Origin of the sequence: Micromonospora sp. WMMD723 (assembly GCF_049863385.1) — a bacterium.
Lineage (GTDB): Bacteria > Actinomycetota > Actinomycetes > Mycobacteriales > Micromonosporaceae > Micromonospora > Micromonospora wenchangensis.
This window is the reverse complement of the sequence record NZ_JBMKNR010000001.1, coordinates 6,754,543-6,780,320: the sequence shown is the minus strand read 5'-3', so window position 1 is coordinate 6,780,320 and position 25,778 is coordinate 6,754,543. Positions and strand designations below refer to the sequence as shown.

At 68.0% G+C, this 25,778-nt stretch carries 17 protein-coding genes, 2 pseudogenes and 2 CRISPR repeat arrays (1 of these 21 running past the window's edge); of the genes and pseudogenes, 16 read left to right on the top strand and 3 right to left on the bottom strand.

From position 1 onward, the window contains the following. A CRISPR array of direct repeats spans positions 1-238; the repeat unit is 28 nt; unit sequence GGAAGACCCCCGCGCGTGCGGGGACGAC; it reaches 3,023 nt to the left of the window's first position. Between the two features lie 323 nt (positions 239-561). From cas3 to ACN261_RS29270, 15 genes and pseudogenes are all read left to right on the top strand, one after another. Beyond that, entirely contained in the window at positions 562-3,327 is a 2,766-nt protein-coding gene (gene cas3 / locus ACN261_RS29340) for a CRISPR-associated helicase Cas3' (protein WP_425853297.1), read from the top strand. A gap of 315 nt (positions 3,328-3,642) precedes the next feature. Further along, positions 3,643-5,259 carry a type I-E CRISPR-associated protein Cse1/CasA gene (casA, locus tag ACN261_RS29335; protein WP_425853664.1) on the top strand — a complete coding sequence of 539 codons (1,617 nt, stop codon included), beginning with the start codon at positions 3,643-3,645 and terminating at the stop codon, positions 5,257-5,259. Then, entirely contained in the window at positions 5,256-5,840 is a 585-nt protein-coding gene (gene casB, locus ACN261_RS29330) for a type I-E CRISPR-associated protein Cse2/CasB (protein ID WP_425853295.1), read from the top strand. The genes casA and casB overlap by 4 nt, the downstream gene beginning before the upstream one ends. Positions 5,841-5,898: 58 nt before the next feature. Further along, positions 5,899-7,059 (top strand): type I-E CRISPR-associated protein Cas7/Cse4/CasC, encoded by a 1,161-nt coding sequence (gene cas7e / locus ACN261_RS29325; RefSeq protein ID WP_425853293.1) that lies wholly within the window; start codon positions 5,899-5,901, stop codon positions 7,057-7,059. Then, entirely contained in the window at positions 7,056-7,865 is an 810-nt protein-coding gene (cas5e, locus tag ACN261_RS29320; protein ID WP_425853291.1) for a type I-E CRISPR-associated protein Cas5/CasD, read from the top strand. The genes cas7e and cas5e overlap by 4 nt, the downstream gene beginning before the upstream one ends. 5 nt (positions 7,866-7,870) lie before the next feature. Then, positions 7,871-8,602 carry a type I-E CRISPR-associated protein Cas6/Cse3/CasE gene (cas6e, locus tag ACN261_RS29315; protein WP_425853289.1) on the top strand — a complete coding sequence of 244 codons (732 nt, stop codon included), beginning with the start codon at positions 7,871-7,873 and terminating at the stop codon, positions 8,600-8,602. 1 nt (position 8,603) lies between these two features. Beyond that, positions 8,604-9,596, top strand: coding sequence for a type I-E CRISPR-associated endonuclease Cas1e (cas1e, locus tag ACN261_RS29310; RefSeq protein ID WP_145920647.1), 993 nt, complete (start codon positions 8,604-8,606; stop codon positions 9,594-9,596). 56 nt (positions 9,597-9,652) lie between these two features. Beyond that, the gene (cas2e, locus tag ACN261_RS29305) at positions 9,653-9,871 is read left to right on the top strand and encodes a type I-E CRISPR-associated endoribonuclease Cas2e (RefSeq protein ID WP_240763040.1); all 219 of its coding nucleotides are present in this window, start codon (positions 9,653-9,655) and stop codon (positions 9,869-9,871) included. Positions 9,872-10,733: 862 nt separating this feature from the next. Next, a CRISPR array of direct repeats spans positions 10,734-13,874; the repeat unit is 28 nt; unit sequence GGAAGACCCCCGCGCGTGCGGGGACGAC. Between the two features lie 428 nt (positions 13,875-14,302). Beyond that, a complete protein-coding gene (locus ACN261_RS29300) occupies positions 14,303-14,614 on the top strand; it encodes a transposase (RefSeq protein ID WP_204924187.1) in 312 nt (103 codons plus the stop codon). After that, on the top strand, positions 14,611-15,039 hold the full coding sequence (locus ACN261_RS29295) for an IS3 family transposase (protein ID WP_425853287.1): 429 nt from the start codon (positions 14,611-14,613) through the stop codon (positions 15,037-15,039). The genes ACN261_RS29300 and ACN261_RS29295 overlap by 4 nt, the downstream gene beginning before the upstream one ends. A 3-nt stretch (positions 15,040-15,042) precedes the next feature. Beyond that, positions 15,043-15,537: an IS3 family transposase gene (locus ACN261_RS29290; protein ID WP_425853285.1), complete on the top strand. Its 495-nt coding sequence runs from the start codon at positions 15,043-15,045 to the stop codon at positions 15,535-15,537. Positions 15,538-15,604: 67 nt separating this feature from the next. After that, a complete protein-coding gene (locus ACN261_RS29285; protein ID WP_425853282.1) occupies positions 15,605-16,438 on the top strand; it encodes an IS5 family transposase in 834 nt (277 codons plus the stop codon). A gap of 36 nt (positions 16,439-16,474) precedes the next feature. Continuing rightward, on the top strand, positions 16,475-20,545 hold the full coding sequence (locus tag ACN261_RS29280; RefSeq protein WP_425853283.1) for a hypothetical protein: 4,071 nt from the start codon (positions 16,475-16,477) through the stop codon (positions 20,543-20,545). Positions 20,546-20,679: 134 nt separating this feature from the next. Then, positions 20,680-21,803 (top strand): annotated as a pseudogene (locus ACN261_RS29275) (IS701 family transposase). A gap of 232 nt (positions 21,804-22,035) precedes the next feature. Next, a pseudogene (locus ACN261_RS29270) lies at positions 22,036-22,900 on the top strand (IS5 family transposase). A gap of 46 nt (positions 22,901-22,946) precedes the next feature. Here the strand turns inward: ACN261_RS29270 and ACN261_RS29265 are convergent. After that, positions 22,947-23,780, bottom strand: coding sequence for an IS5 family transposase (locus tag ACN261_RS29265; RefSeq protein ID WP_425853282.1), 834 nt, complete (start codon positions 23,778-23,780; stop codon positions 22,947-22,949). 114 nt (positions 23,781-23,894) lie between these two features. On the opposite strand from ACN261_RS29265, the gene ACN261_RS29260 reads away from it, so the two are divergent. Then, entirely contained in the window at positions 23,895-24,311 is a 417-nt protein-coding gene (locus tag ACN261_RS29260) for a transposase (RefSeq protein ID WP_425853280.1), read from the top strand. Here ACN261_RS29260 and ACN261_RS29255 read toward each other — a convergent pair. Both ACN261_RS29255 and ACN261_RS29250 read right to left on the bottom strand, forming a co-directional pair. Beyond that, positions 24,304-25,527 carry a beta-ketoacyl-[acyl-carrier-protein] synthase family protein gene (locus ACN261_RS29255; protein WP_425853278.1) on the bottom strand — a complete coding sequence of 408 codons (1,224 nt, stop codon included), beginning with the start codon at positions 25,525-25,527 and terminating at the stop codon, positions 24,304-24,306. The genes ACN261_RS29260 and ACN261_RS29255 overlap by 8 nt on opposite strands. Next, a complete protein-coding gene (locus ACN261_RS29250; protein ID WP_421482920.1) occupies positions 25,524-25,763 on the bottom strand; it encodes an acyl carrier protein in 240 nt (79 codons plus the stop codon). Before ACN261_RS29250 ends, ACN261_RS29255 begins: the two co-directional genes overlap by 4 nt. Positions 25,764-25,778: the final 15 nt, after the last annotated feature.

The following is a 25,778-nucleotide window of genomic DNA, read 5'->3' as shown; positions in this document are numbered from 1 at the left end:
GCCGCTCCCTCCCAGATCGGCTCGTCCGGAAGACCCCCGCGCGTGCGGGGACGACTCGACTCCAGCGCGGCCAAGAAGATCGCGACCAGGAAGACCCCCGCGCGTGCGGGGACGACGGGTCAGTACCGAACTCAGACCACCCGAAAGGGGGAAGACCCCCGCGCGTGCGGGGACGACACGGATGGCGGCGCGGTACGCCTGGCACCCCGAGGAAGACCCCCGCGCGTGCGGGGACGACACTTGTTGACCTGGGGATTTATCGCATGGGCATCGCAGAATCATTCAGTTGGTTCATCGATCAGCTTCGTGGGTCTCGGTGTCATGGTGGTGGGCCTTCTTGATCGTCGTGTGGCTCAATCCTACGGAGCACTCGGAGCACTGGTCACCAGCGGACGCGACGCAGGGTCTTGTCCCTCGGTGTCGTACGGTGGTTCGCTGGATGGGGATTTCGCGAGCGCGGAAATGAACCTGGGTGGGGTCAAAGTCGACTTGTGTCGGGAAGGCGACTCAACAGGTGCAGACGGTGAGGATTTGTCGGTGGTGGCTTCTACAGTCGCCGCCATGTCGTCGGACCATGCCCGTGCACTTGCCGCCTTGTGGGGGAAGTCGAATGCTGGCGGGTATCCCAACCTGCTGCTGCAGCATCTGCTGGATGCCGCCGCGGTTGGGGAGTTGATCTGGGAAGGCTATCTCGCTGATCGTGTTAAGTGGTGGCTCGACGAGATCTCCGGCGGTAATGGTTTTCGATTCTTTGCTCTTCTTTGTGGCTGGCATGACGTGGGAAAGGCTTCCCCGGCGTTCCAGAACAAGGTCGATCATCTAGCGCAAGGGGTCCGGGCCGCCGGTCTGACGTGGCGCCGCCTGAATGCGCAGTCGATGAGGTGGCATCACACGCGGGCGGGGGCGGTGATCATTTCGTCGGTGCTGCAGCAGGCGGGGTGGAGCCGGGAGGCTGTCGAGTGGGTTTGGCCGATGGTGGCTGGCCATCACGGCTTGGTTCCTTCGCGTCGCGACGTGTTCACGGCGGCCGGCAGGTTCCCTGATGCGCAGGGCAGTGGTGCCGCCTGGAAGGAGACGCAGGCGGCGCTGGTGCGGGCTGTCGCTGGTCACCTCGGCGTCGATCTGGCGGGTGCGGCTCCGGTGAAAACTCCACGTCGGGGCGAGCAGCTCGGCCTGGCCGGTTTCGTAATCATGGCGGACTGGATTGCCAGCAGCGATCATTTCGGCGGTGTCTTCCACCTGCCCGACGTCACTATGGCTGAGGCGCGTAAACGGGCGGCCAAGGCTTGGGCGACGTTGGAGCTGCGCGGCGGGTGGGGTGGAGGTGCCTACCGTCGGATGCCGGATCTGGTGGAGGCGCGGTTCGGCAAGGCGGCCCGTCCGTTGCAGGCCGCGTGCGTCGCGTTGGCCGAGCAGATAGCTGTACCGGGGCTGTTGATCATCGAAGCTCCGATGGGGGAAGGGAAGACCGAGGGGGCGCTGGCTGCCAGCGAGGTTCTGGGCCGGCGGTTCGGCTTCGACGGGATCTTCGTGGGTATGCCCACGCAGGCGACCAGTGACCCCATGTTCGACCGCGTGCTGCGGTGGGCCAGCAAGGTCGATCCGCATCTACCGGTGGGTCTGCTGCACGGCAAGCGCATGTTCAACTCCCAGTGGAACGCCCTCCAGCGCAGCATCCACTTCGCCGGTATCGACGACATGGGGTGCGAGGACGAGTTTGACCTCACGGGGCAAAGCCAAACGATTCGTCCCGGGCATGCCCCGGCGCAGTGGTTCCTTGGGGCGAAGCGGGGCATGTTCATGCCGATCACTGTCGGGACCATTGACCACTTGCTGTACGCGGCGACCCGTACCAAGCATGTGATGCTCCGGCATGCCGGCCTGGCCGGCCGAGTGGTGGTCCTGGACGAGATTCACGCCTACGACGTCTACATGTCACAGTTCCTGCACGAGGCGCTGCGCTGGCTGGCCGACTCGGGGGTGCCGGTGATCCTGCTGTCGGCGACCTTGCCGCCGCAGCAGCGGCAGAGCCTGATGCGCGCCTACCTGCAAGGGGTGCAGGGCCGCCGTGACGTCGAGCTGCCGGCCCTCGATGAGACCGAAGGATATCCCGCCCTGCACGCGCTGACTGTCTCCGGTGACACCGCCACGTGCACGACCCGGACAGCAGCCCCATGGCGGGAGGCGAGTCGGGTGGCCGTGGAAATCGTGGAGGAGGCCTCCGTTGGCAGCCCAGACCCGGTTGTGGGTCTTCTCGACGGTGAGCTGCGTGACGGTGGCTGCGCCTTGGTTATCCGCAACACGGTTGGCCGCGCCCAGCGCACCTACCAGGAACTGATGGACCGTTGGGGCGACGACACCCTGATCCTTCTGCACGCACGGCTGACGACCGCTGCGCGCGCCGAGCGCACGCAGAAGGCGTTGGACCTGCTCGGGCCACCCGGCGGTGAGACCTCGCGCCCGCACCGGCTGATTGTGGTGGCCACACAGCTTGCCGAGCAGTCCTTCGACGTTGACGTGGATGTGCTTGTCACCGATCTTGCCCCGATCGACCTTGCGCTGCAGCGGGTCGGCCGTGTGCACCGGCATGTCCGTCCAGGGCGTACGCGTTCGCCGAAGGTGTATATCACCGGTATGCGGGCCCAGCGGGACGGACCACCGTCGTTCCCGCGTGGCAGCGAGGCCGTGTACGGGCGTTACTCCCTGTTCCGGGCCGCCGCGTTGGTCACCGAAGCCGTAGGCGTCGGCGGATGGAGCATCCCCGCCGACGTGCCCGACTTGGTTCGCCGAGGCTACGACACCACCACCCACGCCGTTCCCGAAGCATGGTTGCCGGCAGCCGAGGCTGCGCATAAGAGGTGGCAGACTGAGCAGCAGACCCGGAGGCACGCTGCGGAGCAGTTTCTGCTCGCCGGTGAGAGTAACCTTGGTGCCCCTACCTTGGCCGGGCTGCACGACCGTCCCTCGGGTGAGGCGCCCAGCGACGACGAACTGGCAGCGGTCGTGCGGGACGGCCCTGAGACCGTCGAGGCTGTCCTTGTTCGCAGAATCGACGACTGCTACTACACGCTCGGCGGACGTCGCCTCGGCCCTAACGGTGACGTCAGCGGCAGTGGCATCGCCGAGGAGGTGATTGGGGCGACCGTGCGTCTGCCGGCCCGCGTCACCGAGGCCGCCAAGGCACTCGAGCCCCTTCCTGGCTGGTACGGCAACCCGTGGCTCCACAAGGCGCGAGCCCTTTGTGTCGACGACTGTAACTCGGTCGTCCTCGGTGACCGGCGACTCACCTACGACCACCGGCTCGGACTGCTGGAAGACAAGGCATGACGGTCATGGCAACTCACCCCGCGTTGGCGGGGACACCCTCGGGCTCCGCGCTGTGCCAGCCACATCAGCGGACCACTCCGGCGTTGGCCAGACGGGCACACCCTATCGGTGATCAAGCCACGGTCTCAAAACACGCCGGCACCCGTTAGCCATATCAGCTTGTGTATCCACTGTAGAGTCCGGAGGCGCGTGGTTCCCGCCAGCGGCTTCTGTGCCGAGAACGTCGTGGGCGAGGTCGCGCTCCGTCGGAGGTCCTCGCCGTACCGGTCGGCGTGATCCGAGCGACCGGGGTTGTCATAGACATGTGGGGTGCTGATGGAGACTCACTCGTTCAACCTGCTCGACCAGGAGTGGGTGCCGGTCGTGGAGGGCGGCCATCCGAGGTGCTTGTCGCTCATGGATGTGTTGGTCCGGGCGCATGAGATCGACGGACTGAGTACTTCCAACCCGTTGGAGACCGTGGCGGTACTGCGGCAGGTGCTGCTGCCGGTCTTACTGGACGCCTGCGGCATACCTAACAGCGAGGCAGAGTGGGAACACCGGTGGGAGGTCGGCCAGGTCGACCTCAGTCGACTCAAGCCGTATCTGGACGAGCATCGGGTGCGGTTTGACCTGTTCGGCGATCGACCGTTCGGCCAGGCAGCGGGGCTGCGGACGGCGAAGGACGAGGACAAGCCCATCTCCTTGTTGGTCGCGGCGACGGCGACCGGTAACAACGTGCCGCTGTTCACGTCTCGGAATGAGGCGAACCCGCCGTCGATGACACCGGCCGAAGCGGCGAGGGCGATGCTGGCCGTGCAGTGTTGGGACACGGCCGCCATCAAGTCGGGTGCCGCTGATGACCCGCAGGTGAAGGGCGGCAAGACCACCGGGAACCCCACCGGTCCGTGTGGCGGGCTGGGCATTGTGGTGCCGATCGGCCGGAACCTGTTCGAGACACTGTTGTTGAACAGCCCGATCGTGCGGCAGCCGCCGCGTGAGGACCGCCCGCAGTGGCGACGTGAGCTAGCAATGACCGGGGCCTGGGAAACGCGGTCTGCGTTGGGGCTGTTGGACCTGCTGACCTGGCAGTCTCGCCGGATACGTCTTATCCCCGAGCGCGACGCTGGTGGGGGGACCGTGGTGCGGCGAGTGGTGCTCACCGCCGGTGACCGCCTGCAGCTCATACCGCGGGATGTGGAGCCGCACACCGCTTGGCGCAGGGTCGACAAGCCACGCGCCGGCCAGGCATCGCATATGCCGATGCGGCATGCCCCGGGCCGGGATGCGTGGCGGGGGCTCACCCCGATGCTGGCCACCGTGCCGGGCACCGAGCCCGCGTACAGCAGCAGCATCCTGCTCACCCAGCTCGGTGACGTCGAGGTTGCTGACCTGCCGCTGCAAGTGCTGACGGTGGGCGTCGCATACGGCAATCAGTCGGCGGTGGTGGAGGACATCCTCGCGGACATGATCCCGTTGCCGCTGGCCGCGCTTGGGGCCAGTGAGGTGCGGCACCTGGTTGAGGCGGTGGTCGAGCAGGCTGAGGAACTACGGAGGGCTGGTAACCGGCTCGACGACGACCTGCGGCGGGCCGCAGGTGGTGATCCGGTGCCGTGGGACAAGGGACTGCGGCCCGGGGACGCGTTGATGCATGAACTCAACCGGGTGGTGCGGCGCTTGCTGGCGGGTCTGCAGCGCGAGCCAGAGCGGCGAGAGGAAGCGGAGGACGCGTGGCGGCGGTCAGCGTACGTGCTGGCGCTCAAAGCCGCGGAGCCCGCGTTGGCGGCCGTGCCGCCGACGGCGTTCCTCGGCCGTGAGGAGGACGACAAGCAAGCCAGAAAACAGAAGAAGACGTATCGGGCGAGCCTCGCCGAGGCGTGGTACGAGGGAGCGGTCCGCAAGATCCTCGGTGTCGAGCCCGCTCACGTCAGCGAATGGAAGGCGCAGCGATGACCAGCATCGACGATCAGGGCCAGCGGAAGGAACACCGCCCGTTCTACTGGGAGAAGGACCATGCAAAGAGTCCACCCGAGGGCGCGGAGCTTGCCGCGCTGCGCCGCGGGTGGGGACGACCGGCTGGTGAGGTGCCAGCGATGTGGCCGCACTACACACGGCTGCGCGCCGACGGCTGGGCGAGTCCGCAGCTGCACGCCGAGCACGCCGTGCTGGTGCTGTTCGCTTTGCACCAGCAGTCCCAGGCAAGACTGGTGCACCAGCCAAACGTCGGACTGGGCCTGGCGGTGGCGAAGCTACGTGACAGCGGAAAGTTCAGCGCCGACGCGGTCACTGGCCGGTTCGGCGCGGCGGCGACGGCGACCAGCTTCACGGAGGTCGTCGCCCATCTGCGGGGCCTGGTGACCCAACTGCGTGCCCTCGCACCGACACAGCCACTGGACTACACCCAGCTCTTCTGGGACCTGTGCAGGTGGCAGGACCCGGAAAACGTGCACGAGATCCGGCGTCGATGGGGATCCCAGTACTTCACCCACCGCGAGAAGACGGAGACCACCCCTGACGCGGGCACCGCGGCCTGAGACACACCCTGCACCCGGCCGCACACCAGCAAGCCACCAGCACACCTTTGGAGAACCGGTGACCGAAACGCGCACCTACATCGACATCCACATCCTGCAGACCGTTCCGCCGTCGAACCTCAACCGTGACGACGCCGGCAGCCCGAAACAAGCCATCTACGGTGGTGCCCGCCGGGCCCGTGTCTCCTCCCAGGCATGGAAACGCGCCACCCGCAAGGCCTTCACCGAAGACCTCGACTACTCGCCCAGCCAGTTGGGAACCCGCACGAAGCGGGTGTCAACGCTGCTGGCCGAACGGCTGGCCGCCCAGACGAGCCTCGACGACGAGGCCGCGACCCGGCTGAGCAACGCGCTGCTGGCACACGACTTGGACATCAAGCCCGGCAAGAAGGACACCGAAACCGCCTACCTGCTGTTCGTCGGCCGGAACCAACTCGACGCGATCGTCGACCTGGTCGCCGACCGGGCCGCCGAGCTGACCGCGCTGCCCGACGACGCACTCGCCAAGGCCGTCGCGGACCTACCGGTGCGCGCGCAGCTGACCGTCAAGCACCCGATCGACGTCGCCTTGTTCGGCCGGATGGTCGCCGACATCCCCACCCTCAACGTCGACGCGGCCACCCAGGTCGCGCACGCCCTGTCGGTGCACCCCGTGGAAATCGAGTTCGACTACTACACGGCTGTCGACGACGAGAAGAAGCCCGACGAGGACGCTGGCGCGGCGATGATTGGCACCGTGGAGTTCACCTCCGCGACCCTGTACCGGTTCGCCACCCTCGACGTGCAGCAGCTCGCCGGCAACCTCGACCAAGACCTTGAGGCGACTGTCGAGGCCGCCCGGGCATTCCTGCACGCCTTCGTCACTGCCATGCCCACCGGGCACCAGAACACCTTCGCCCACCGCACGATCCCCAGCCTCGTCTCCTACGTCGTCCGGACCAACCAGCCGGTCAACCTCGTCACCGCCTTTGAGAAGCCGATCCGTAGCCGCGACGGCATCGCCGCCGCCGCCACCACGCGCCTGGCCACCGAAGTGGACCGCACGAGCAACGCCTGGGGTCTCACCCCCCTCGCGGTAGCCAGCGTCTACGACCCGGCCCTGGCGGACGCCTCCACCATCGCGCGGGCCTTCGGCGAGTCGCGCAGCCTCGCCGACGCGATCGACGCGACCACCGCCACCGTGCGAACCCGGCTGACCGGAACCTCGACCGGGCGATGAGCGACTCGACGTTCTGCCTGGTACTCCGGCTGGCCGGGCCTCTGCAGTCGTGGGGCGGACGCGGCCAGCTCAACCGCCGTGACACCCTCGACGAGCCCACCAAGAGCGGGATCCTCGGCCTCCTCGCCGCCGCCCAGGGCCTGCGCCGGCAAGACTCCATCGAGACGCTGCTCGGCCTCAGCCTGGGTGTACGCACCGACCAGCCCGGATCGCTGCTACGGGACTACCACACCGTCAGCGACTACCGAGGCCGTCCGCTGCCGTCTGCCGCAGTCAACGCCAAGGGTGTGCAGAAACCGACCTCACCGCCGAAGTACACCCACGTCACCCAACGCTTCTACCTCCAGGACGCAGTCTTCGTCGCCGCCGTCAACGGCCCGACCGACCTTCTACGCACCTTGGTCGACGCCCTGCGTAGCCCGGCCTTCCCCCTGGCCCTCGGCCGGCGATCCTGCCCACCAACCCAGCCGCTGCTACTGACCCCCGACGAGACACACCGCGTCGACCGTGACGCACTCTGGCCCGGACAGCCCCTCGATGTGCTCTATCGCGTGCCCTGGCAAGGCAGCGACTCCCACCGCGCCTCCCGCTCCCATCGCAAGACGATGCCCGCAACCGTGGACCTGCCGGTCACCGTCGACGACGACCACGGCGACGACATCCGCGTCGATGTGCCCGCCTCGTTCGACCCACTACACCGAGGGTTCAACACCCGCCGAGTCCGCCAAGAATGGGTGCGCCTCGCCGCCGGCGACCCCGAGAACAGCCAACCTGACCATGATCCCTTCGCCCTACTCGGGTGGTAGCCACCATGCCCTACCTGTCCCGTATCCACCTCAACCCGCTGCGCACCCAGGCCCAGCGGATGCTGAACAACCCCCAAGTGCTCCACGCCGCCGTCCTCGGCGGCCTCAGCCACCAACCCGTCACAGAACGCGTTCTGTGGCGGCTGGAAACCCACCAGCACCATCTAGCCGTCCTCATCCTCACCCAGACGAAACCGTCCTGGGAACACCTTGTCGAACAGGCCGGTTGGCCCAACGCCGACGAACCCCAGGCCTTGGTCAAACCGTACGAACCGCTGCTCGACCAGATCCAGCGCGGCCGGACCTTCGCGTTCCGACTCAAGGCCAACCCCACCAGCGCCGCCAAGAAGTTGATTAAGCCAACCAAGGCGCAGGCGGAGCGCCTCGCTGGCGAACGGCCACGGGGCGTTCGGGTGGCACACACCAAACTGCCCGAACAGGTCGACTGGCTACTGGCCAAGCTTCACCGGGCAGGCTGCACCGTCCCGACCGACATCATCAACGACAACAAGGTGTCTGCCGTCCGGGCGACTGACCGGCGCCGGCTCCGTTTCCAGAAGAATGGCCGCCGCGCAGACGCACCCGTGCTCCTGGAAGCTGTCACCTTCGACGGCCTGCTCCAAGTCGACGATCCGGCAGCGACCCGATCGGCGCTGCTCGACGGTATCGGCACCGGCAAGGCCTACGGCTTCGGCCTGCTCACCCTCGCCCCGCCACGCCCCCTCCAGGAGTCCTGACATGTGGTGGCTGGCCGATCCACAGGACCTGCACCGCGTAGCTGACCGTATCTCCAGCGTCTACGTCGAACGTTGCCACATTGACCGTGACGACAACGCGGTTGTCCTGGTAAACCGCGAACGCACCGTCCGGATACCCGCCGCGATGGTCGCCACCCTCCTCGTCGGCCCCGGAGCCCGCATCACCACCGCCGCCGTGCGCCTGCTCGCCGACTCCGGCACCGCCCTGTGCTGGGTCGGCGAGAAAGGTGTACGCCTCTACGCCTCCGGCATTGGTCCCAGCCGAGGATCCCAACTCCTCCTCCGCCAGGCATACCTGGTCACTCGCACCAAAGAACGCCTCGCCGTCGCCCGCCGCATGTACGGGATGCGTTTCCCCGGCGAAGACGTCAGCGGCCTCACCATGCAGCAACTACGCGGACGCGAAGGCGCACGCGTAAAGAAGATCTACCGCACCCACTCAGCCCGGACCGGCGTACCTTGGGACGGCCGACTGTACAAACCCGGCCAACCCTTCGAAACCGGCGACGACGTCAACCGGCTTCTCTCCGCAGGACACAGCTGCCTCTACGGCATCTGCCACGCCGCGATCGTCAGCCTCGGCGCCAGCCCCGGACTCGGCTTCGTCCACACTGGCGGCGCCACTTCCTTCGTCCTCGACATCGCCGACCTCTACAAGGCCGACTACACCATCCCCCTCGCCTTTGACCTCGCCGCCAAAGGCCACACCAGCGAACGTGACGCCCGCACTGCCTTCCGCGACCGGGTCGCCGACGGCAAACTCATGACCCGCATCGTCCAGGACATCAAGACACTTCTGCTCAGCGAGGTAGCCGATGCCCCCGAGCAGGACGCCCTCGAACTCTGGGACGAAGCCCTCGGCTCCGTCCCCGGCGGCATCAACTGGGCCAACGACTACGCCGATGCCTTCGACGCCACCACCTTCATCGGCATCACCGGACCTGAGGTCCACGAACCCAAGGTGGATTTTTGACCGTTGTCGTCCTCATCGCCGTCGCCGAAGGACTCCGCGGCCATCTCACCCGTTGGATGGTCGAAGTCTCCGCCGGAGTCTTCGTGGGTAACCCCAGCACCCGCATCCGCGACCGCCTTTGGACAACACTCGCCACCCGGGTAGGAGACGGACAAGCCATCATGATCGAACCCGCCCGAAACGAACAAGGCTGGGCGGTTCGTACCGCCGGCCGAGACCGATGGATACCCGTCGACCTCGACGGACTCATCCTCTCCGCCCGACTCCGCCGATAGAACTAATCGAACATATTTCCCTGCGACACGCGGGGCTCCAGTGAGCGGAGAGACGGCAGAAAGCCCGCCCGACAGGGAATCCAGGAGATCCGGGAGGACTGGCAGCCGGTTTGACCGGGTGGTCGAGCACGGAAGACCCCGCGCGTGCGGGGACGACTCCGAACTGATCGGCCAATCTGCGGCGTGGCGCGGAAGACCCCCGGGCGCGCGGGGACGACGCACCGCTGTAGGTGCCCTCATACCGCCGGCCGGGAAGACCCCGCGCGTGCGGGGACGACAACGCCGCCCATCTCCCCCCGGAGGCATCACCGCCGGAAGACCCCCGCGCGTGCGGGGACGACCCGTTCACCGTCGGCCTCCCTGGATGAGGTGGAGGGAAGACCCCTCGCGCGTGCGGGGACGACGCGGTGTCGCGCGGCTACTTGCCGGGCAGGGCCGGAAGACCCCCGCGCGTGCGGGGACGACTACATCTCGCCCGCGGGGGCGGGCTGGTCGAGCGGAAGACCCCCGCGCGTGCGGGGACGACCACCGACGACCAGGGCGACGCCGACGCCAAGACGGAAGACCCCCGCGCGTGCGGGGACGACACGAAAAAGACGATCATGATTGCCGACGCGCGCGGAAGACCCCCGCGCGTGCGGGGACGACACCGACACCGGCGACTCCGCCCGCCTGGGTGACGGAAGACCCCCGCGCGTGCGGGGACGACCCGCCGAGGGCCTGCTGGGCCTCGTTCTTGTTCGGAAGACCCCCGCGCGTGCGGGGACGACGCCGCCCTTGCCTCCCCCGGCGGCCCGGCCGGCGGAAGACCCCCGCGCGTGCGGGACGACGGGGTGGGGTTGTCGCGGGCCTCCCGCCGCCGCGGAAGACCCCCGCGCGTGCGGGGACGACCTTCACCCGGGAGGTGCTGCCGCACACCGAACGGGAAGACCCCCGCGCGTGCGGGGACGACTCCTCACGCCAGGGATGCTGACCGATGATGATCGGAAGACCCCCGCGCGTGCGGGGACGATCAGATCCTGCGTGCCCGCCGGGTCGGGTACGAGGGAAGACCCCCGCGCGTGCGGGGACGACCGTCGAGGTCCCGGTCGGCCCGGCCACGGGACAGGAAGACCCCCGCGCGTGCGGGGACGACCGTCGAGGTCCCGGTCGGCCCGGCCACGGGACAGGAAGACCCCCGCGCGTGCGGGGACGACCGTCGAGGTCCCGGTCGGCCCGGCCACGGGACAGGAAGACCCCCGCGCGTGCGGGGACGACCGTCGAGGTCCCGGTCGGCCCGGCCACGGGACAGGAAGACCCCCGCGCGTGCGGGGACGACCGGCCGATGCCGGTACCCGGCAACATGACCTCGGGAAGACCCCCGCGCGTGCGGGGACGACGAAATCTGCGCGTACGCGGCGCTCCGGAGGGCGGGAAGACCCCCGCGCGTGCGGGGACGACCGGCTGAACCGTGGGCTGACGTTCCGGACCGAGGGAAGACCCCCGCGCGTGCGGGGACGACGTCGGCGTTGACGGTCAGCAGCGGGGTGGGTAGGGAAGACCCCCGCGCGTGCGGGGACGACGGGCAGGACGGGGCGAAGACCAGCGCCTTCAACGGAAGACCCCCGCGCGTGCGGGGACGACAGAATCCGGGGGTGACCTGCTGGGTGTGCCAGCGGAAGACCCCCGCGCGTGCGGGGACGACCTCGTGTACGCGGTCACGACCCGCCAGTACGGAGGAAGACCCCCGCGCGTGCGGGGACGACTCTGACCGCGAGGGGTGACGGTGCTCGCCCGGCGGAAGACCCCCGCGCGTGCGGGGACGACACCACGGCGGCCGGCGCAGCGGCGAAAGAGGAAGGAAGACCCCCGCGCGTGCGGGGACGACGAGGCCCTGGTCAGGCAGATGGCCGGTCGCGAGGGAAGACCCCCGCGCGTGCGGGGACGACAGGCATGGTCACTGCTCCTTGCTGTCGTGGTCGGGAAGACCCCCGCGCGTGCGGGGACGACTCGGACGTCGGGGGCGCACTCGTCGTGGACGAGGGAAGACCCCCGCGCGTGCGGGGACGACCCCTTCTCCGACAGGCACAACTCACCGGCGGCGGGAAGACCCCCGCGCGTGCGGGGACGACCGGAGCATGGGACGGACGTCTCCCGGCGGCAAGGGAAGACCTCCGCGCGTGCGGGGACGACTCCGGTCGGTCGACGAAGCCGAGCGCATGCGGAGGAAGACCCCCGCGCGTGCGGGGACGACAGCCCCGGGGAATCGGCTCACCGCGTCGCCCAAGGAAGACCCCCGCGCGTGCGGGGACGACGACGGCCGGGCCCAGAAGATCGCGGTGGTCGGCGGAAGACCCCCGCGCGTGCGGGGACGACACCCGGCCGCCCGCGCATCGTCGAGCCCGATCGGGAAGACCCCCGCGCGTGCGGGGACGACACCGACCGGATGGAAGCGCGCGCCTGGACGCACGGAAGACCCCCGCGCGTGCGGGGACGACCGCCACAGCGCGGTCGGCCGCACCCGGTAGTGGGGAAGACCCCCGCGCGTGCGGGGACGACCACAGCGGACACGTTGTCCTGCCCGGCCTTCTTGGGAAGACCCCCGCGCGTGCGGGGACGACGCGGCGGCCCACCGGTAGAACCGGACGACGTGCGGAAGACCCCCGCGCGTGCGGGGACGACCCCACCGCCCACGACCGCGCCAAGGCCCGGGGCGGAAGACCCCCGCGCGTGCGGGGACGACGCCGGAGGCGACCGCCGAGACGTGGATCTCGATGGAAGACCCCCGCGCGTGCGGGGACGACATCCTGCGGGCCGCCCGCTGGGCGCGCTCCACCGGAAGACCCCCGCGCGTGCGGGGACGACATCGCCGACTCGATCGCCCAGCTCCGTCAGGAGGGAAGACCCCCGCGCGTGCGGGGACGACTCGTCGGGGCGGGTGTTGGAGTAGTCGCCGGCGGGAAGACCCCCGCGCGTGCGGGGACGACGGTGAGCAGCGCCCGTTCGACCATGCCGACCGGGGAAGACCCCCGCGCGTGCGGGGACGACCCGGACCGCACGTACCGGAAGATCACCGGGGAGGGAAGACCCCCGCGCGTGCGGGGACGACACGAATACCACCTAATCGCGCAACTATGCATTGGGAAGACCCCCGCGCGTGCGGGGACGACCTGGCCGTGCTGGAGACCGTCGAGACAGCAAACGGAAGACCCCCGCGCGTGCGGGGACGACATCTACCCGGACCACCTGGCCGATGACGTCCACGGAAGACCCCCGCGCGTGCGGGGACGACATTCGTAAGCACCGGGTCACGTGTTGAGCACTGGGAAGACCCCCGCGCGTGCGGGGACGACCCCGCGACGGGGAGAACACGGCGGTGCCGCAGAGGAAGACCCCCGCGCGTGCGGGGACGACGTCATCGACCTGGTGCCGGGCAAGGACACCACGGGAAGACCCCCGCGCGTGCGGGGACGACATCGAAGTCCCGCCCGCACCCGAGCCAGTCGCCGGAAGACCCCCGCGCGTGCGGGGACGACGGCCGCCCCAACGGTAAGGCCGGCTGGTTCGCGGGAAGACCCCCGCGCGTGCGGGGACGACGAGCAGGCACAGCCAGCCCCATGCCTGGCGTAGGGAAGACCCCCGCGCGTGCGGGGACGACACCGACACCAGCTACCTGCGCACGGACGCTGAGGGAAGACCCCCGCGCGTGCGGGGACGACCTTTCTTCTCCCCCTCCTTCGGGGGAGCGGCCGGGAAGACCCCCGCGCGTGCGGGGACGACGAGGCGTCGAGCAGTTCCTCGTCGACGGCCCAGGGAAGACCCCCGCGCGTGCGGGGACGACAGTTCCGTGCCCCAGCTACTCCGCCGCCATGGCGGAAGACCCCCGCGCGTGCGGGGACGACTCGTTGATGAGCGCGCTGACCCGTGCGCCCGGCGGAAGACCCCCGCGCGTGCGGGGACGACTGAGTAGGCCAGTCGCGGGATGTCTACCGGACGGGAAGACCCCCGCGCGTGCGGGGACGACGCTTGCTGACCTGGGGCTTTATCGAGCGGGGACTGCGAAAAAGTTCAGTCGGCTCATCGGGTCGATTCGGGTTCGCGGGCAGCCTCGCGATGGAGGTCGGTCGTTGCCTCATCCTACGGTCCCTTGGCCGTTGCGGGCGCGGGCAGAACCTGTGATGGCATGTACCGCAGGGGACCGGCTGCGGCAGGGCCCCGGCAAAGTCGTGGACGCGTCCGGGATGAGGCATCACCGGCCGCCCTCCCCGAAACTGTCGAGTCTCAACAGGCTTGCATCTTCATCGCACGCGGTACTGCCCCGGATCGTTTGGCTTTCCCGGAAGCGGCGCAGACCCCGCTTCATCAAAGCGGGGAACTCAACGTCAAGTTGAGGTTCCCCCGGCAGCTCGGAGGCTTTCGATCATGCTCTGATGGAGCTGAAGGGAGTCATCCGTGGCAGCACCGAAGAAGTACCCCGATGAGCTGCGTGAACGTGCGGTGCGCTTGTATCGGGAGTCGGACCCGAAGCCCGTGATCCGGCAGCTGGCACGCCAGCTTGGTGTGCATCACGAAGCGTTGCGCAACTGGATCCGCCAGGACGAGGCCGACCGCGGTCAGCGTGACGACCGGCCGACGACCTCGGAGGTTGAGGAGCTGCGCCGGCTACGGCGGGAGAATGCCGAGCTGAAGCGGGCCAACGAGATCCTGAAAGCCGCGTCGGCTTTTTTCGCCTCGGAACTCGACCCGACCCGGCGACGGTCGTGACGCTCGTCAACGAGCTACGCGATCGCTTCGGGGTCGAGCCCGTCCTCCGGGTCCTCAACGTCGCCCCGTCGACCTACTACGGCTGGCTCGCCCAGGCCGCCAACCCGTGTGTTCGGCGGCGGGAGGATGCGGAACTGGCGGTGGAGATCGCGGAGATCCACGACGTATCGGGTGGCACCTACGGCAGTCCAAGGGTGCACGCCATGCTGCGCCGGCAGGGCCGCCAGGTGGGTCGCAAGCGGGTGGAGCGGTTGATGCGGACCGCCGGCCTGCAAGGGGCGTTCCTGCGCAAGAAGTGGCGCATCCCGTCGACCCGGTCGAACCCGAAGGCGACACCGGCTCCCGATCTGGTGAACCGGCAGTTCACGGCTGCGGCGCCGAACCGGTTGTGGGTCGCCGACGCCACCCGCATCCCCTGCGGTTAGGGCGTGTTCTGGCTGGCCGCAGTGCGGGACGTGTTCTCCAACCGCATCGTGGGCTGGCGCTGCTCTGACCGCTGCGACACCGACCTGATCCTCGGCGCCCTCGAATACGGCATCTGGTCCCGCGACGTCCGCGACGGCCAACTGATCCACCACTCAGACCGCGGGTCGAACTACACGTCGTTCCGCTTCGCCCAACGCCTGGCCGACAACGGCATCCTGCCCTCCATGGGGTCGGTCGGCGACAGCTACGACAACGCCCTGATGGAGAACTTCTGGTCGACGTTGAAGATCGAACTGGTCTACCGCAACTCGTGGCGCACCCGCGACGAGGCCGAGAACGCGATCTTCACCTACATCGACGGCTGGTACAACACCCGCCGCATCCAGAAAGACCTCGGCTGGCGATCCCCAGACGAGTACGAAACCGCCTGGCACACCCACCAGGCCCGACACGACCAGACGGCTATCGTTCAGCCTGAGCCCACCGGCGCCAGGTAACTAACCCTCCGGCAAACCGGGGGAACCTCAGCATGACATCGGCTGCCGCGGCGGGCAGGGTGGCGTGGTGTCTGCGCGTCGTGGTTACCCCTCGGACCTGACCGACGCTCAGTGGACGCTGATCGCGCCGCTGTTGCCGGAGCCGAACACCGACGGCCGGCGGGAGAAGCACCCACGGCGGGAGATCGTCAACGCGATCCTGTACGTGGTGCGGTCGGGGTGCCCGTGGCGCTATCTGCCGGCTGACCTGCCGCCGTGGCAGACGGTGTACTGGTACTTCACCCGGTGGGAAGAAGCCGGCGTGACGGAGAAACTCCTGACCACGCTCCGGATCAAGGCCCGGGTGCACCAGGGCCGCCAGCCGGAGCCGTCGGCGGGGATCATCGATTCGCAGAGCGTGAAGGGCGCCGACACCGTCGGCCGGGACAGCCGAGGCTACGACGCGGGCAAGAAGATCAATGGCCGGAAACGGTTCATCATCACCGATACCCTGGGCCTGCTGGTCACCGTGACCGTGCTCGCCGCGAGCTGGCAGGACCGCGACGGAGCCAAGACGGCCCTTCTCAGCGCTTACATGGTCACCCCGATCCGGCACGTCTTCGCCGATCAGGGATTCGCTGGTCGACTCGTCGACTGGACCCGCGACACCCTGCGGACCACGCTGGAGATCGTCCGCAAACCCGCCGACCAACGCGGCTTCGCCGTCCACCCACGCCGCTGGGTCGTGGAACGCACCCTGGCCTGGCTCACCGCCTGCCGCCGGCTCGCCCGCGACTACGAGCGCCAACCGGCCGTCTCAGCAGCCCTCATCCGCTGGGCCGCGATCGCCGGCATGACCCGCCGCATCACCCACGACCAACCAGCACGCCGTCAAGCCCGCCGCACCTTCACCTGGACCTGATCAACCCCATCTCAAACACGCACTAAGATCAACCACATGACCCGGATCCCGACACCTCTTGCCCGGTTCTGGATGAACCGGAGTAGCAGCGACCGGAACGTGGTCCGTCCGTCTGACGCGAATCAGCTGAGTCTTGCCGACGCCGTCACAGGCCGTTGCACGGTCCTGCTCGCGCCACCAGGCGCCGGCAAGACGGTCGAACTCCGAAGTCTCGTCAAGTCACTCGGCGAGCGAGCGCGCTTCATCACCCTGGGCACCTACGGTGATCTTCATGGAAAGATCACGCGCGCGCTGGCCGAACTCAGCCCCTACGGCGCGGACGGGCTGCTGGCGTTGGACAGCATGGATGAGTCGACGTTGCCGACGACACAACTGGCGAACCTGATCGAAGATGTCGTCACCGACCTTCCCGAAGGCGTCAGGCTGGTCCTTGCGTGTCGCACGGCCGCCTGGCTCCCCGGCGTGAACCAGGTACTCCATCGAGCCCTCGGTGACGACGTCACCGTGCTGGATCTAATCGCCCTGACCGAACACGACGTCGTGACGTTTGCCGACGCCTTCGGCGTGTCCGGGCAGGAGTTCTTCGAAGCCGTCACCACCGCGAAGGCAACACCGCTCACCCGGCACCCGAAGGAGCTGGAGTTCCTCCTTGACGAATACAAAGCCGCAGGTGACGCGCTACCGAGCACGCAGCGTGAACTCTACGACCGCGCGATTGACCGCTTGTGCAAAGAGCAAAACCCTCATCGGCAGGTGGCCGGAGACACTGGCGAGCACCGAGCCCTCCGAGAGGGTGCGGGACGTCTCGCCGTGTTGAGTCTCTTCACCACTCGTAAGAGGTTCAGACTGCACGAACCGGTCGATGAGTTCTCCCTGTCGGAAGATGACTACGCCAGCCTGCTCCCTGAGACACCGGTACCAGCGCCGTATCCGTCTGTCCTAGGCACCGCCTTGTTCGAGGGTGCGGCGAACGACACCCTGAAGTTCACTCACCAGACAGTCGCCGAGTATCTGGCTGCCCGCCATCTGTCGAATCTCAAGCTAATGAAGGCGCAGCTGGACGCGCTGCTGCGGGTGCCTGGTGGGCTGCTCGCACCTCAGGTTCAGGCGGTGGCGGCGTGGCTCATCGCGCTCGACCCCGGCCGGTTCGAGGACCTACTAGACGACGACCCGGCGGCATTCATCGGCAGCCAGGTCGAACTCACCGACCCCGAATTTAGACAGTCGCTACTGCGCCGACTCCTCGCGCTCGCGGACGACTACTCGCTTGACGAGGCCGTGCCTCTCAATTTGTCCGGGCTAACCTACCCAGGCATCGAGGAACTGGCGCGCCAGTACCTCACCGATCGGGACCGTTCCCTCGACGCCAGATATCTGGCCTTGCGCATCGTATCGGACAACCAACTCGTCGGCTTGAACGATGTGCTCGTCGGCCTCGCGATGTCGGAGGACGAGCCGATCGTGCTCCGAAATGCGGCCGGCCGAAGAAGTCTCGACCTCGTTCCCCCAAAGGCCGACACTCCATTGCGGGCATTGGCCGACCGTGCGGATGACCTGACGGACGAAGACGACAACCTCCTCGGTGTCGGCCTTTTCGCGCGCCTGAGGTCCGGAACCTCCCCATCCGAGTTGCTGCGCTACCTCAAGAAGCCGGCTAATCCCGATTTGTTCGGGAGTTACTGGGCATTCGCCTCGATGGAGCTACCTAAGGCGATGTTGGCATCCGCCCTAACGACCGAAGAGGTGCGGGAATCCGTGCAGTGGCTGGCGCGGCTCGATCGGAGGGATCGGCCGGGAATGCCGCGTGTCAGCGGACGTCCTGTCTGCCCGGATGCTCTGCAGGACGCCATTGTTGAAGCCGGGCTCCTTCACTGCCAGGATGTGAACGTTCGCGACGACGTTGCACGTCTGATCCGGCTCTGCCTGACTGAGGACCGCAAACTGCTCAATGGCAGAAAAAGAGGCCTGCCTGCACTACCTGACAAGGTTCGCCGGTCGCTGCTCCTTCAGGTGATCGGGACGGAGGACGACGTCGTTCTCGCTTGGGGGCTTGTCCGCTCGAGCCTGCTGCAAGCGGACGATCTGCTATGGGTCACGCAGCTACTGGACGCCCGGATCGAACAGCAGCCACACACCATGCGCGCTTGGCTTCTGGGCAGCGTCGACCCGAGTCGGGACGACCATCGAGAGACTATCGAAACGATCGATGCATCCTCCCCTGCGTACCGCTGGCTGAACCCCTTGCCGGGTCCTGAGGAACTCCCCACGACAGCCGAGCTAGTCGCAGAAGGCCCTGGCCCCACCGAAGCGCAGCTCCACGATCGCCTCATCGAGACCCTTGCGGGAGAGCCGGCAGATGCCTTCGCTCGCTTCTGCTATTGGGCGCACTTCGAAACCGACCGACCGGTCGCGGAGCAAGGGCTTGAAATCGACGTACGCGCACTCCCAGGCTGGAAATATCTGAACGATGTCGAACACCGCCAGGTAGTCCGATCTGCCGACCGGTATCTCCATGCAGGTACCGACAACGGCGAGTCACTCGTCGGTACGGACCAGTTCAGCACCGCCGCCCTCGCTGGTGTCCGCGCATTCGCCCTGATTAACGCCGAGCGCGGGACCGTCGAGCTCTCGGCAGAGCGGTGGGCGTTCTGGGCACCCGCTTTGATCCACACGCCCAGGAACGGAAGTGACAGCCTTCTGCTAACCTCTTTGCGTTGCGCCTTCGATCAAGCGGGTGAGGCATTCCGCGTCGCGGCCGAGCGGGAGATGCAAATTGCACCCGAGTTCGCGCAGTTCGTGCTGCAGCGCTTGATGCCAGCCCTGGAATCAGACGCGATCGAATGGCTGACCGCGCTGGCCGACGATCCCGCGTCCACCGACGCGGCAGCATCAGTCGCTTTTTCCCGACTCATCGTGCTCGACCCTGATAACGCCCTAAGCAGGATCGCGGAGAACATGGAGCCGACGGCGCGTTTCCGGCGCTTCGCGGCCACAGCGCTGGAAGTTGTGGGCAGCAGGGCGTGGCACGAGCTGCGCGACCGGCTCCAGCAGGACACCGAGACCGCTACCGCAGTCCTCGGCGACCTCGCGGCAAGCCATGCCTTCGATACGGACGCCTTCGCCGAGGCCGACCTCGTGGCCCTGTGGGAGCTTATGTACGACCTCTTCCCGCCAGACGAGGATCCGAATGTGTCCGGTGCCCACTGGATCGGGCCGCGGGAGACCATCGGCCATGAACGTGACCGGATGCTGCCGGCACTCGCCCAGCGGGGCACCTCCGAAGCCGTCGCCGTGCTGGCCGATCTCGCTACCCGACGCTCGGACCATCTGTATCTACGGCGCCTTGTTGCGCGGGCTCGAGCAGCCCTCGCCCGCGCAGACTGGCATCCTCTGCGTCCCAATGAAGTCCGTCTTGCGCTTCTACCCGCTCGCCGCGTGCTGCGCAACGAGGTCCACCTCCTCGCGATGGTCATCGAGGCCCTGCAGCACTTTCAAGACGACGTTCTCCAAGGCATGTCGCCGCTGGCTACCCTGCTGTGGGACCACCGAAAATGCGGAGCGACACCGCCGATGTGCCGGCCAAAGTCGGAGGACGAGATCAGCGACCTCGTTGACCATCAGATCCGCGCCTACCTCCCAGGAGTCATTGTCAACCGCGAAGTGCAGATACGACGCCTCAAGCCGACCGGCATCGGCCAGCGCAGCGACCTCCTCGTACAGGCGCAGGCCACTGGAGACACCAGTCGCATCATCAGAGTGGTGATCGAGGTGAAGGGCTGCTGGAACGGCGAAGTTTCAGACGCTCTCGAGACCCAACTCGTCGAGCGCTACCTCACCCCGATTGCCGACGCGGCCGGGCTCTTTCTCGTCGCCTGGTTCGACTCGGGCCATGGATTCCGCGCCGGAACCTGGAAGAACGACCCGATCCGAGGCAATCGCGATGCCCTTTTCGCCAACCTGGAGGAACGCGCAAAGGCAGCAGCTGAGCCGATCGGCCGCAGCATCCGAGCCATCGTCATTGATTGCTCAATGCCTACCCAAGAGGCGCGAGCGGTGGAGCCGATCGACGCCTCGCAACCCACCGCCGGCCCATCGCGACTATCCTGACGCTTGACCTCGCCACCACACTAGCGCCGCATCAGGCCACGTTCTCCCTTTGGGAGACGCGCCGCTCGGGTCCTGTCTTAGTACTGCAACGGCAGTAGGCGAATCGTCTTCGGGTCGGGTTCGTTGGTCAGCTCGTGACGGACGTTGATATCGATCGGTGGCATGCGGAACTGGACCGGCTCCATGCTCGGGTCGGGGTGCGGTTTCGTCGGTCGGAGCCGCGTCGGCGGGCGCGGCAGTACCTGTGTGGGCTGGTTTCGGGTCTGGGCCGTAAGAACGGCTGGACCTTGGCGGAGCAGGCCGGTGAGGTGTCGCCGGACGGGATGCAGCGGCGGACTGGGACGTCGACGCCGTGCGGGATGACGTGCGTGACTACGTGGTCGAGTATCTCGGTGACCCGGCGGGGGTGTTGATCGTCGATGACACGGGGTTCCTGAAGAAGGGCGTCCGGTCGGCGGGGGTGCAGCGTCAGTACTCCGGCACGGCTGGTCGGACGGAGAACTGCCAGGTCGGGGTGTTCCTGGCCTACCGCTCGGCGAAGGGTCACGCCTTGATCGACCGGCAGCTCTACCTTCCGACCTCGTGGACCGATGACCGGGACCGGTGCCGGGCCGCCGGGATCCCCGACGAGGTGGAGTTCGCCACGAAGGTGCAGATGGCCCGCACCATGCTCGCCCGCGCCCTGGACGCGGGGGTGCCGGTGGGGTGGGTGACGATGGACGAGGCCTACGGGCAGTCGAAGTCCCTGCGGGTGTGGCTGGAACACCGGGATGTGGCTTATGTGGTCGCGACCCGCCGCAACGACGACATGATCACCAGCACCATGGGAACTGCCCGCGCCGACCAACTCATCGCCGGTCTGCCCGCTCGGGCGTGGTGCCGGCTCTCGGCCGGCGCCGGCGCGCACGGCCCACGCGAGTACTGGTGGGCTCGGGTGCCGGTACGGATCTGCTGGCGGCCGGGCCGCGGACACTGGCTCCTGGCCCGTCGCAGCATCACTACCGGCGAGATCGCCTACTACGTCTGCTACGGACCACGTCGGACCCGTCTGGTCGACCTCGCCCGTGTCGCGGGCGCGAGGTGGGCGATCGAGGAGTGCTTCCAGCAGGCCAAGAACGAAGCAGGGCTCGACGAGTACCAGGTCCGTGACTGGCGGGCCTGGTACGCCCACATCACCCTGGCGATGGCCGCCCACGCCTGGCTGTCCGTCGCCCGATCCCTTACCACAAAAGGGGAACCAGTCCTGGCGACGGCATGATGATCGGCTACACGGTACCGGAGATCCGAAGACTCCTCACCGCACTCGCAGTGCGATCAACCCACCCACCAGAGCACGTCTGGGCCTGGTCCCGATGGCGCAGACGACGCCAACACCAAGCCCGAACCTGCCACTACCGACGACACGGCTACCCCTAACCAACTGCCGTAGCAGTATTAGAGCGCGTTTGGGATGTGTGCTCGTCGGGCATGTCGCACAGTGGGTGCGATCGATGGGCCGGGTTCGGTCGGTAGACGGGTATGGATCGAGTGCGGCGGTACCCGTCTGACCTGACCGATGCCGAGTGGACGCTCGTCGAGCCGATGCTGCCGTCGCCGCAGTGGATGGGTAGACCGGAGAAGCACCCTCGTCGGGCGATCGTCGACGGCATCTTGTACGTGGTGCGTACCGGGTGCGCGTGGCGCTATCTGCCGGTGGACTTCCCGCCTTGGCAGACGGTGTACTCCCACTTCCAGCGGTGGAACCGGCGGGGTGTGACCGATCGGATCCTCACCGAGCTGCGGGAGGAGGTCCGCCTGGCCCACGACCGGCAGCCGCAGCCCACCGCCGGGATCATCGACTCCCAGTCGGTCAGGGCCGCGGACACTGTGCACCGTGACACCCGTGGCTACGACAGCGGGAAGAAGGTCAACGGCCGCAAGCGGTTCATCGTCACCGACAGCCTGGGCCTACTGGTCACCGTCTGGGTCCTGGCCGCCTCGTGGCAGGACCGCGACGGCGCCAAGGGCGCCCTACTCGCCACCTACGTGGCGACGCCGATCCGGCATGTGTTCGCCGACTCCGGGTTCGCGGGGCGTCTGGTCGACTGGGCCCGCGACATGCTGCGCACCACCCTGGAGATCGTCCGGAAACCCGCCGACCAGCAAGGGTTCGTCGTGCATCGCCGACGCTGGGTGGTGGAGAGGACCCTGGCCTGGCTGACCGCCCACCGCCGGCTGGCCCGCGACTACGAGACCCGCCCCGCGACCTCCGAGGCCATGATCCGCTGGGCCGCGATTGCCGGCATGCTCGGCCGTCTCACCCGAGGCGGACCCGCCACCCGCCAACAACGCCGCACCCTCAACACACCCGACTGACAGACATGCGAAACGCTCTCTTAGTGCGTGTTTGAGATGGGGTTGATCAGGTCCAGGTGAAGGTGCGGCGGGCTTGACGGCGTGCTGGTTGGTCGTGGGTGATGCGGCGGGTCATGCCGGCGATCGCGGCCCAGCGGATGAGGGCTGCTGAGACGGCCGGTTGGCGCTCGTAGTCGCGGGCGAGCCGGCGGCAGGCGGTGAGCCAGGCCAGGGTGCGTTCCACGACCCAGCGGCGTGGGTGGACGGCGAAGCCGCGTTGGTCGGCGGGTTTGCGGACGATCTCCAGCGTGGTCCGCAGGGTGTCGCGGGTCCAGTCGACGAGTCGACCAGCGAATCCCTGATCGGCGAAGACGTGCCGGATCGGGGTGACCATGTAAGCGCTGAGAAGGGCCGTCTTGGCTCCGTCGCGGTCCTGCCAGCTCGCGGCGAGCACGGTCACGGTGACCAGCAGGCCCAGGGTATCGGTGATGATGAACCGTTTCCGGCCATTGATCTTCTTGCCCGCGTCGTAGCCTCGGCTGTCCCGGCCGACGGTGTCGGCGCCCTTCACGCTCTGCGAATCGATGATCCCCGCCGACGGCTCCGGCTGGCGGCCCTGGTGCACCCGGGCCTTGATCCGGAGCGTGGTCAGGAGTTTCTCCGTCACGCCGGCTTCTTCCCACCGGGTGAAGTACCAGTACACCGTCTGCCACGGCGGCAGGTCAGCCGGCAGATAGCGCCACGGGCACCCCGACCGCACCACGTACAGGATCGCGTTGACGATCTCCCGCCGTGGGTGCTTCTCCCGCCGGCCGTCGGTGTTCGGCTCCGGCAACAGCGGCGCGATCAGCGTCCACTGAGCGTCGGTCAGGTCCGAGGGGTAACCACGACGCGCAGACACCACGCCACCCTGCCCGCCGCGGCAGCCGATGTCATGCCGCCACGCCGTCCACATCAGACCTTCTCAAACACGCACTTAGGCGGCGCATGGCCGGCAGGCAATGCGGGTGGCTAAATGAGTTGGGCCTGCCCCGTTTTGACGGACATCCAAGATCAGGGGACCTGGGGTCTCCGGGAGGATGTCCATCATCATGGAGAGCATGGGGAAGAAGCGGTCGCGGCCTCGGCGTTCGTTCAGCCGGAGTTCAAGGCCGAGATCGTCGAGTTGTGCCAGCGTGGTGACCGCACGCTTCGACAGGTCAGCCAGGATTTCGACCTGACCGAGACCGCGGTGCGTGACTGGGTCAAGCAGGCCGACCTCGATGCCGGTGCCCGCACCGACGGGCTGACAAGCAACGAACGAGACGAGCTCGCGCAGCTGAGGCGGGAGAACCGCAGGCTGCGCGAAGACGTGGACATTCTCAAGCGGGCGACGGCACGCCCCCATCACTTGGCACGGTCGCCGGTTGGTCTGGCCGCCGGAGTCAGGTGACGGCGATGACGAGGGCGGTGTTGTGTCCGCCGAAGCCGAAGGAGTTGGAGACCGCGGCAGTGCCCTGGTTCTTCCGGGGCGCGTCGACGACGACGTCCAGGTCGACGGCGGGTTCCACCGCCTGCACGTTGGCGGTGGGTGGTACGAGGCCGTGCCGCAGGGCGAGAACGGTGTATACCGCCTCGATGGCGCCAGCGGCACCGAGGGGGTGGCCGGTCACCCCCTTGGTCGAGGTGATGACGGTGTCCCGACCGAGTACCCGCCGCACGGCGGCGGCCTCGGTCACGTCGTTGAGCGGAGTGGACGTGCCGTGCGCGTTCACGTGGCCGATGTCGTCGCTACCCAGTCCGGCCTCGGCCAGGGCGGTGCGCATGGCACGCTCGACGCCGGCACCGTCGGGCGCAGGGGTGGTCGCGTGGTAGGCGTCGGTGGACGCACCGTAGCCGAGCAGATGGGTTCGTGGCCGGACACCCCGGCCACGGGCGTGTTGTTCGGTTTCGAGCACCACGACGCCCGCGCCTTCCGCCATCACGAAGCCGTCGCGCTCGACGTCGAACGGGCGGGAGGCACCGGCCGGGTTGTGCCTGCGGGTGGACAGTGCCTTCATCCGGGCGAACGCGGCGGCGAAGTACGGGGTGACGGCGGCATCGGTGCCGCCGGCGACCGCCACGTCGGCGACGCCGAAGCGCAGCAGGTCCCGGGCGAGACCGATGGCGGTGGCGCCGGATGCGCACGCCGTCGCGACGGACATGCTGGGGCCGTGTGCGCCGAGGTCGATGGCCACCTGAGCGGTCGCCATGTTGGGCAGCGCCATCGGCAGGGTGAGCGCCGAGATCCGGGCGGCACCGGTCTCCAGAAGTTTGCGGTGTTGGGTCTCGGCGGTGATGGTGCCGCCTGCGCCGGTGCCGATGATGACGGCGACGCGGTTCGGGTCGCAGTCGGCGATGTCCAGGCCGGCGTCGCCGACCGCCTCGCGGGCCGCGACGACGGCGAACTGGGCGTGGCGGTCCAGCATCCAGGTTTTCCGACGGCCGAGCAGTATGTCGGCGTCGAAGTCGGGAACCACACAGGCGAAATCGACCGGTAGCCCCGCCAGCTGCGGCGGCCGCACCGCCGTCGACCGGCCGGCGAGTACACGGTCCCAGTTGGCAGGCACGCCGACGCCGGCGGGGGTGACCAGCCCGAGACCGCTGATGACGACGGGCGCGGGTGTCACCGGGGCGCGCCCATGGCGGTGAGCAGGGCGGCTATGTCGTCGACGGAGGCTGTCTGGGAGATGTCGTCGTCGGAGATCGTCACGCCGAACTCCGACTGGAGGACCTCGGCGAATTCGACCAGGGCGAGGGAGTCGAGGTGAAGCTCGTCGAGTGTGGAATCCGGTCGAATGGTGCCGGGTTCGACGCCGAACCGGGTGGTGAGCAACTCGCCTATGCGATGGTGCAGCGGGTTCATCGTGACTCCGGGGTG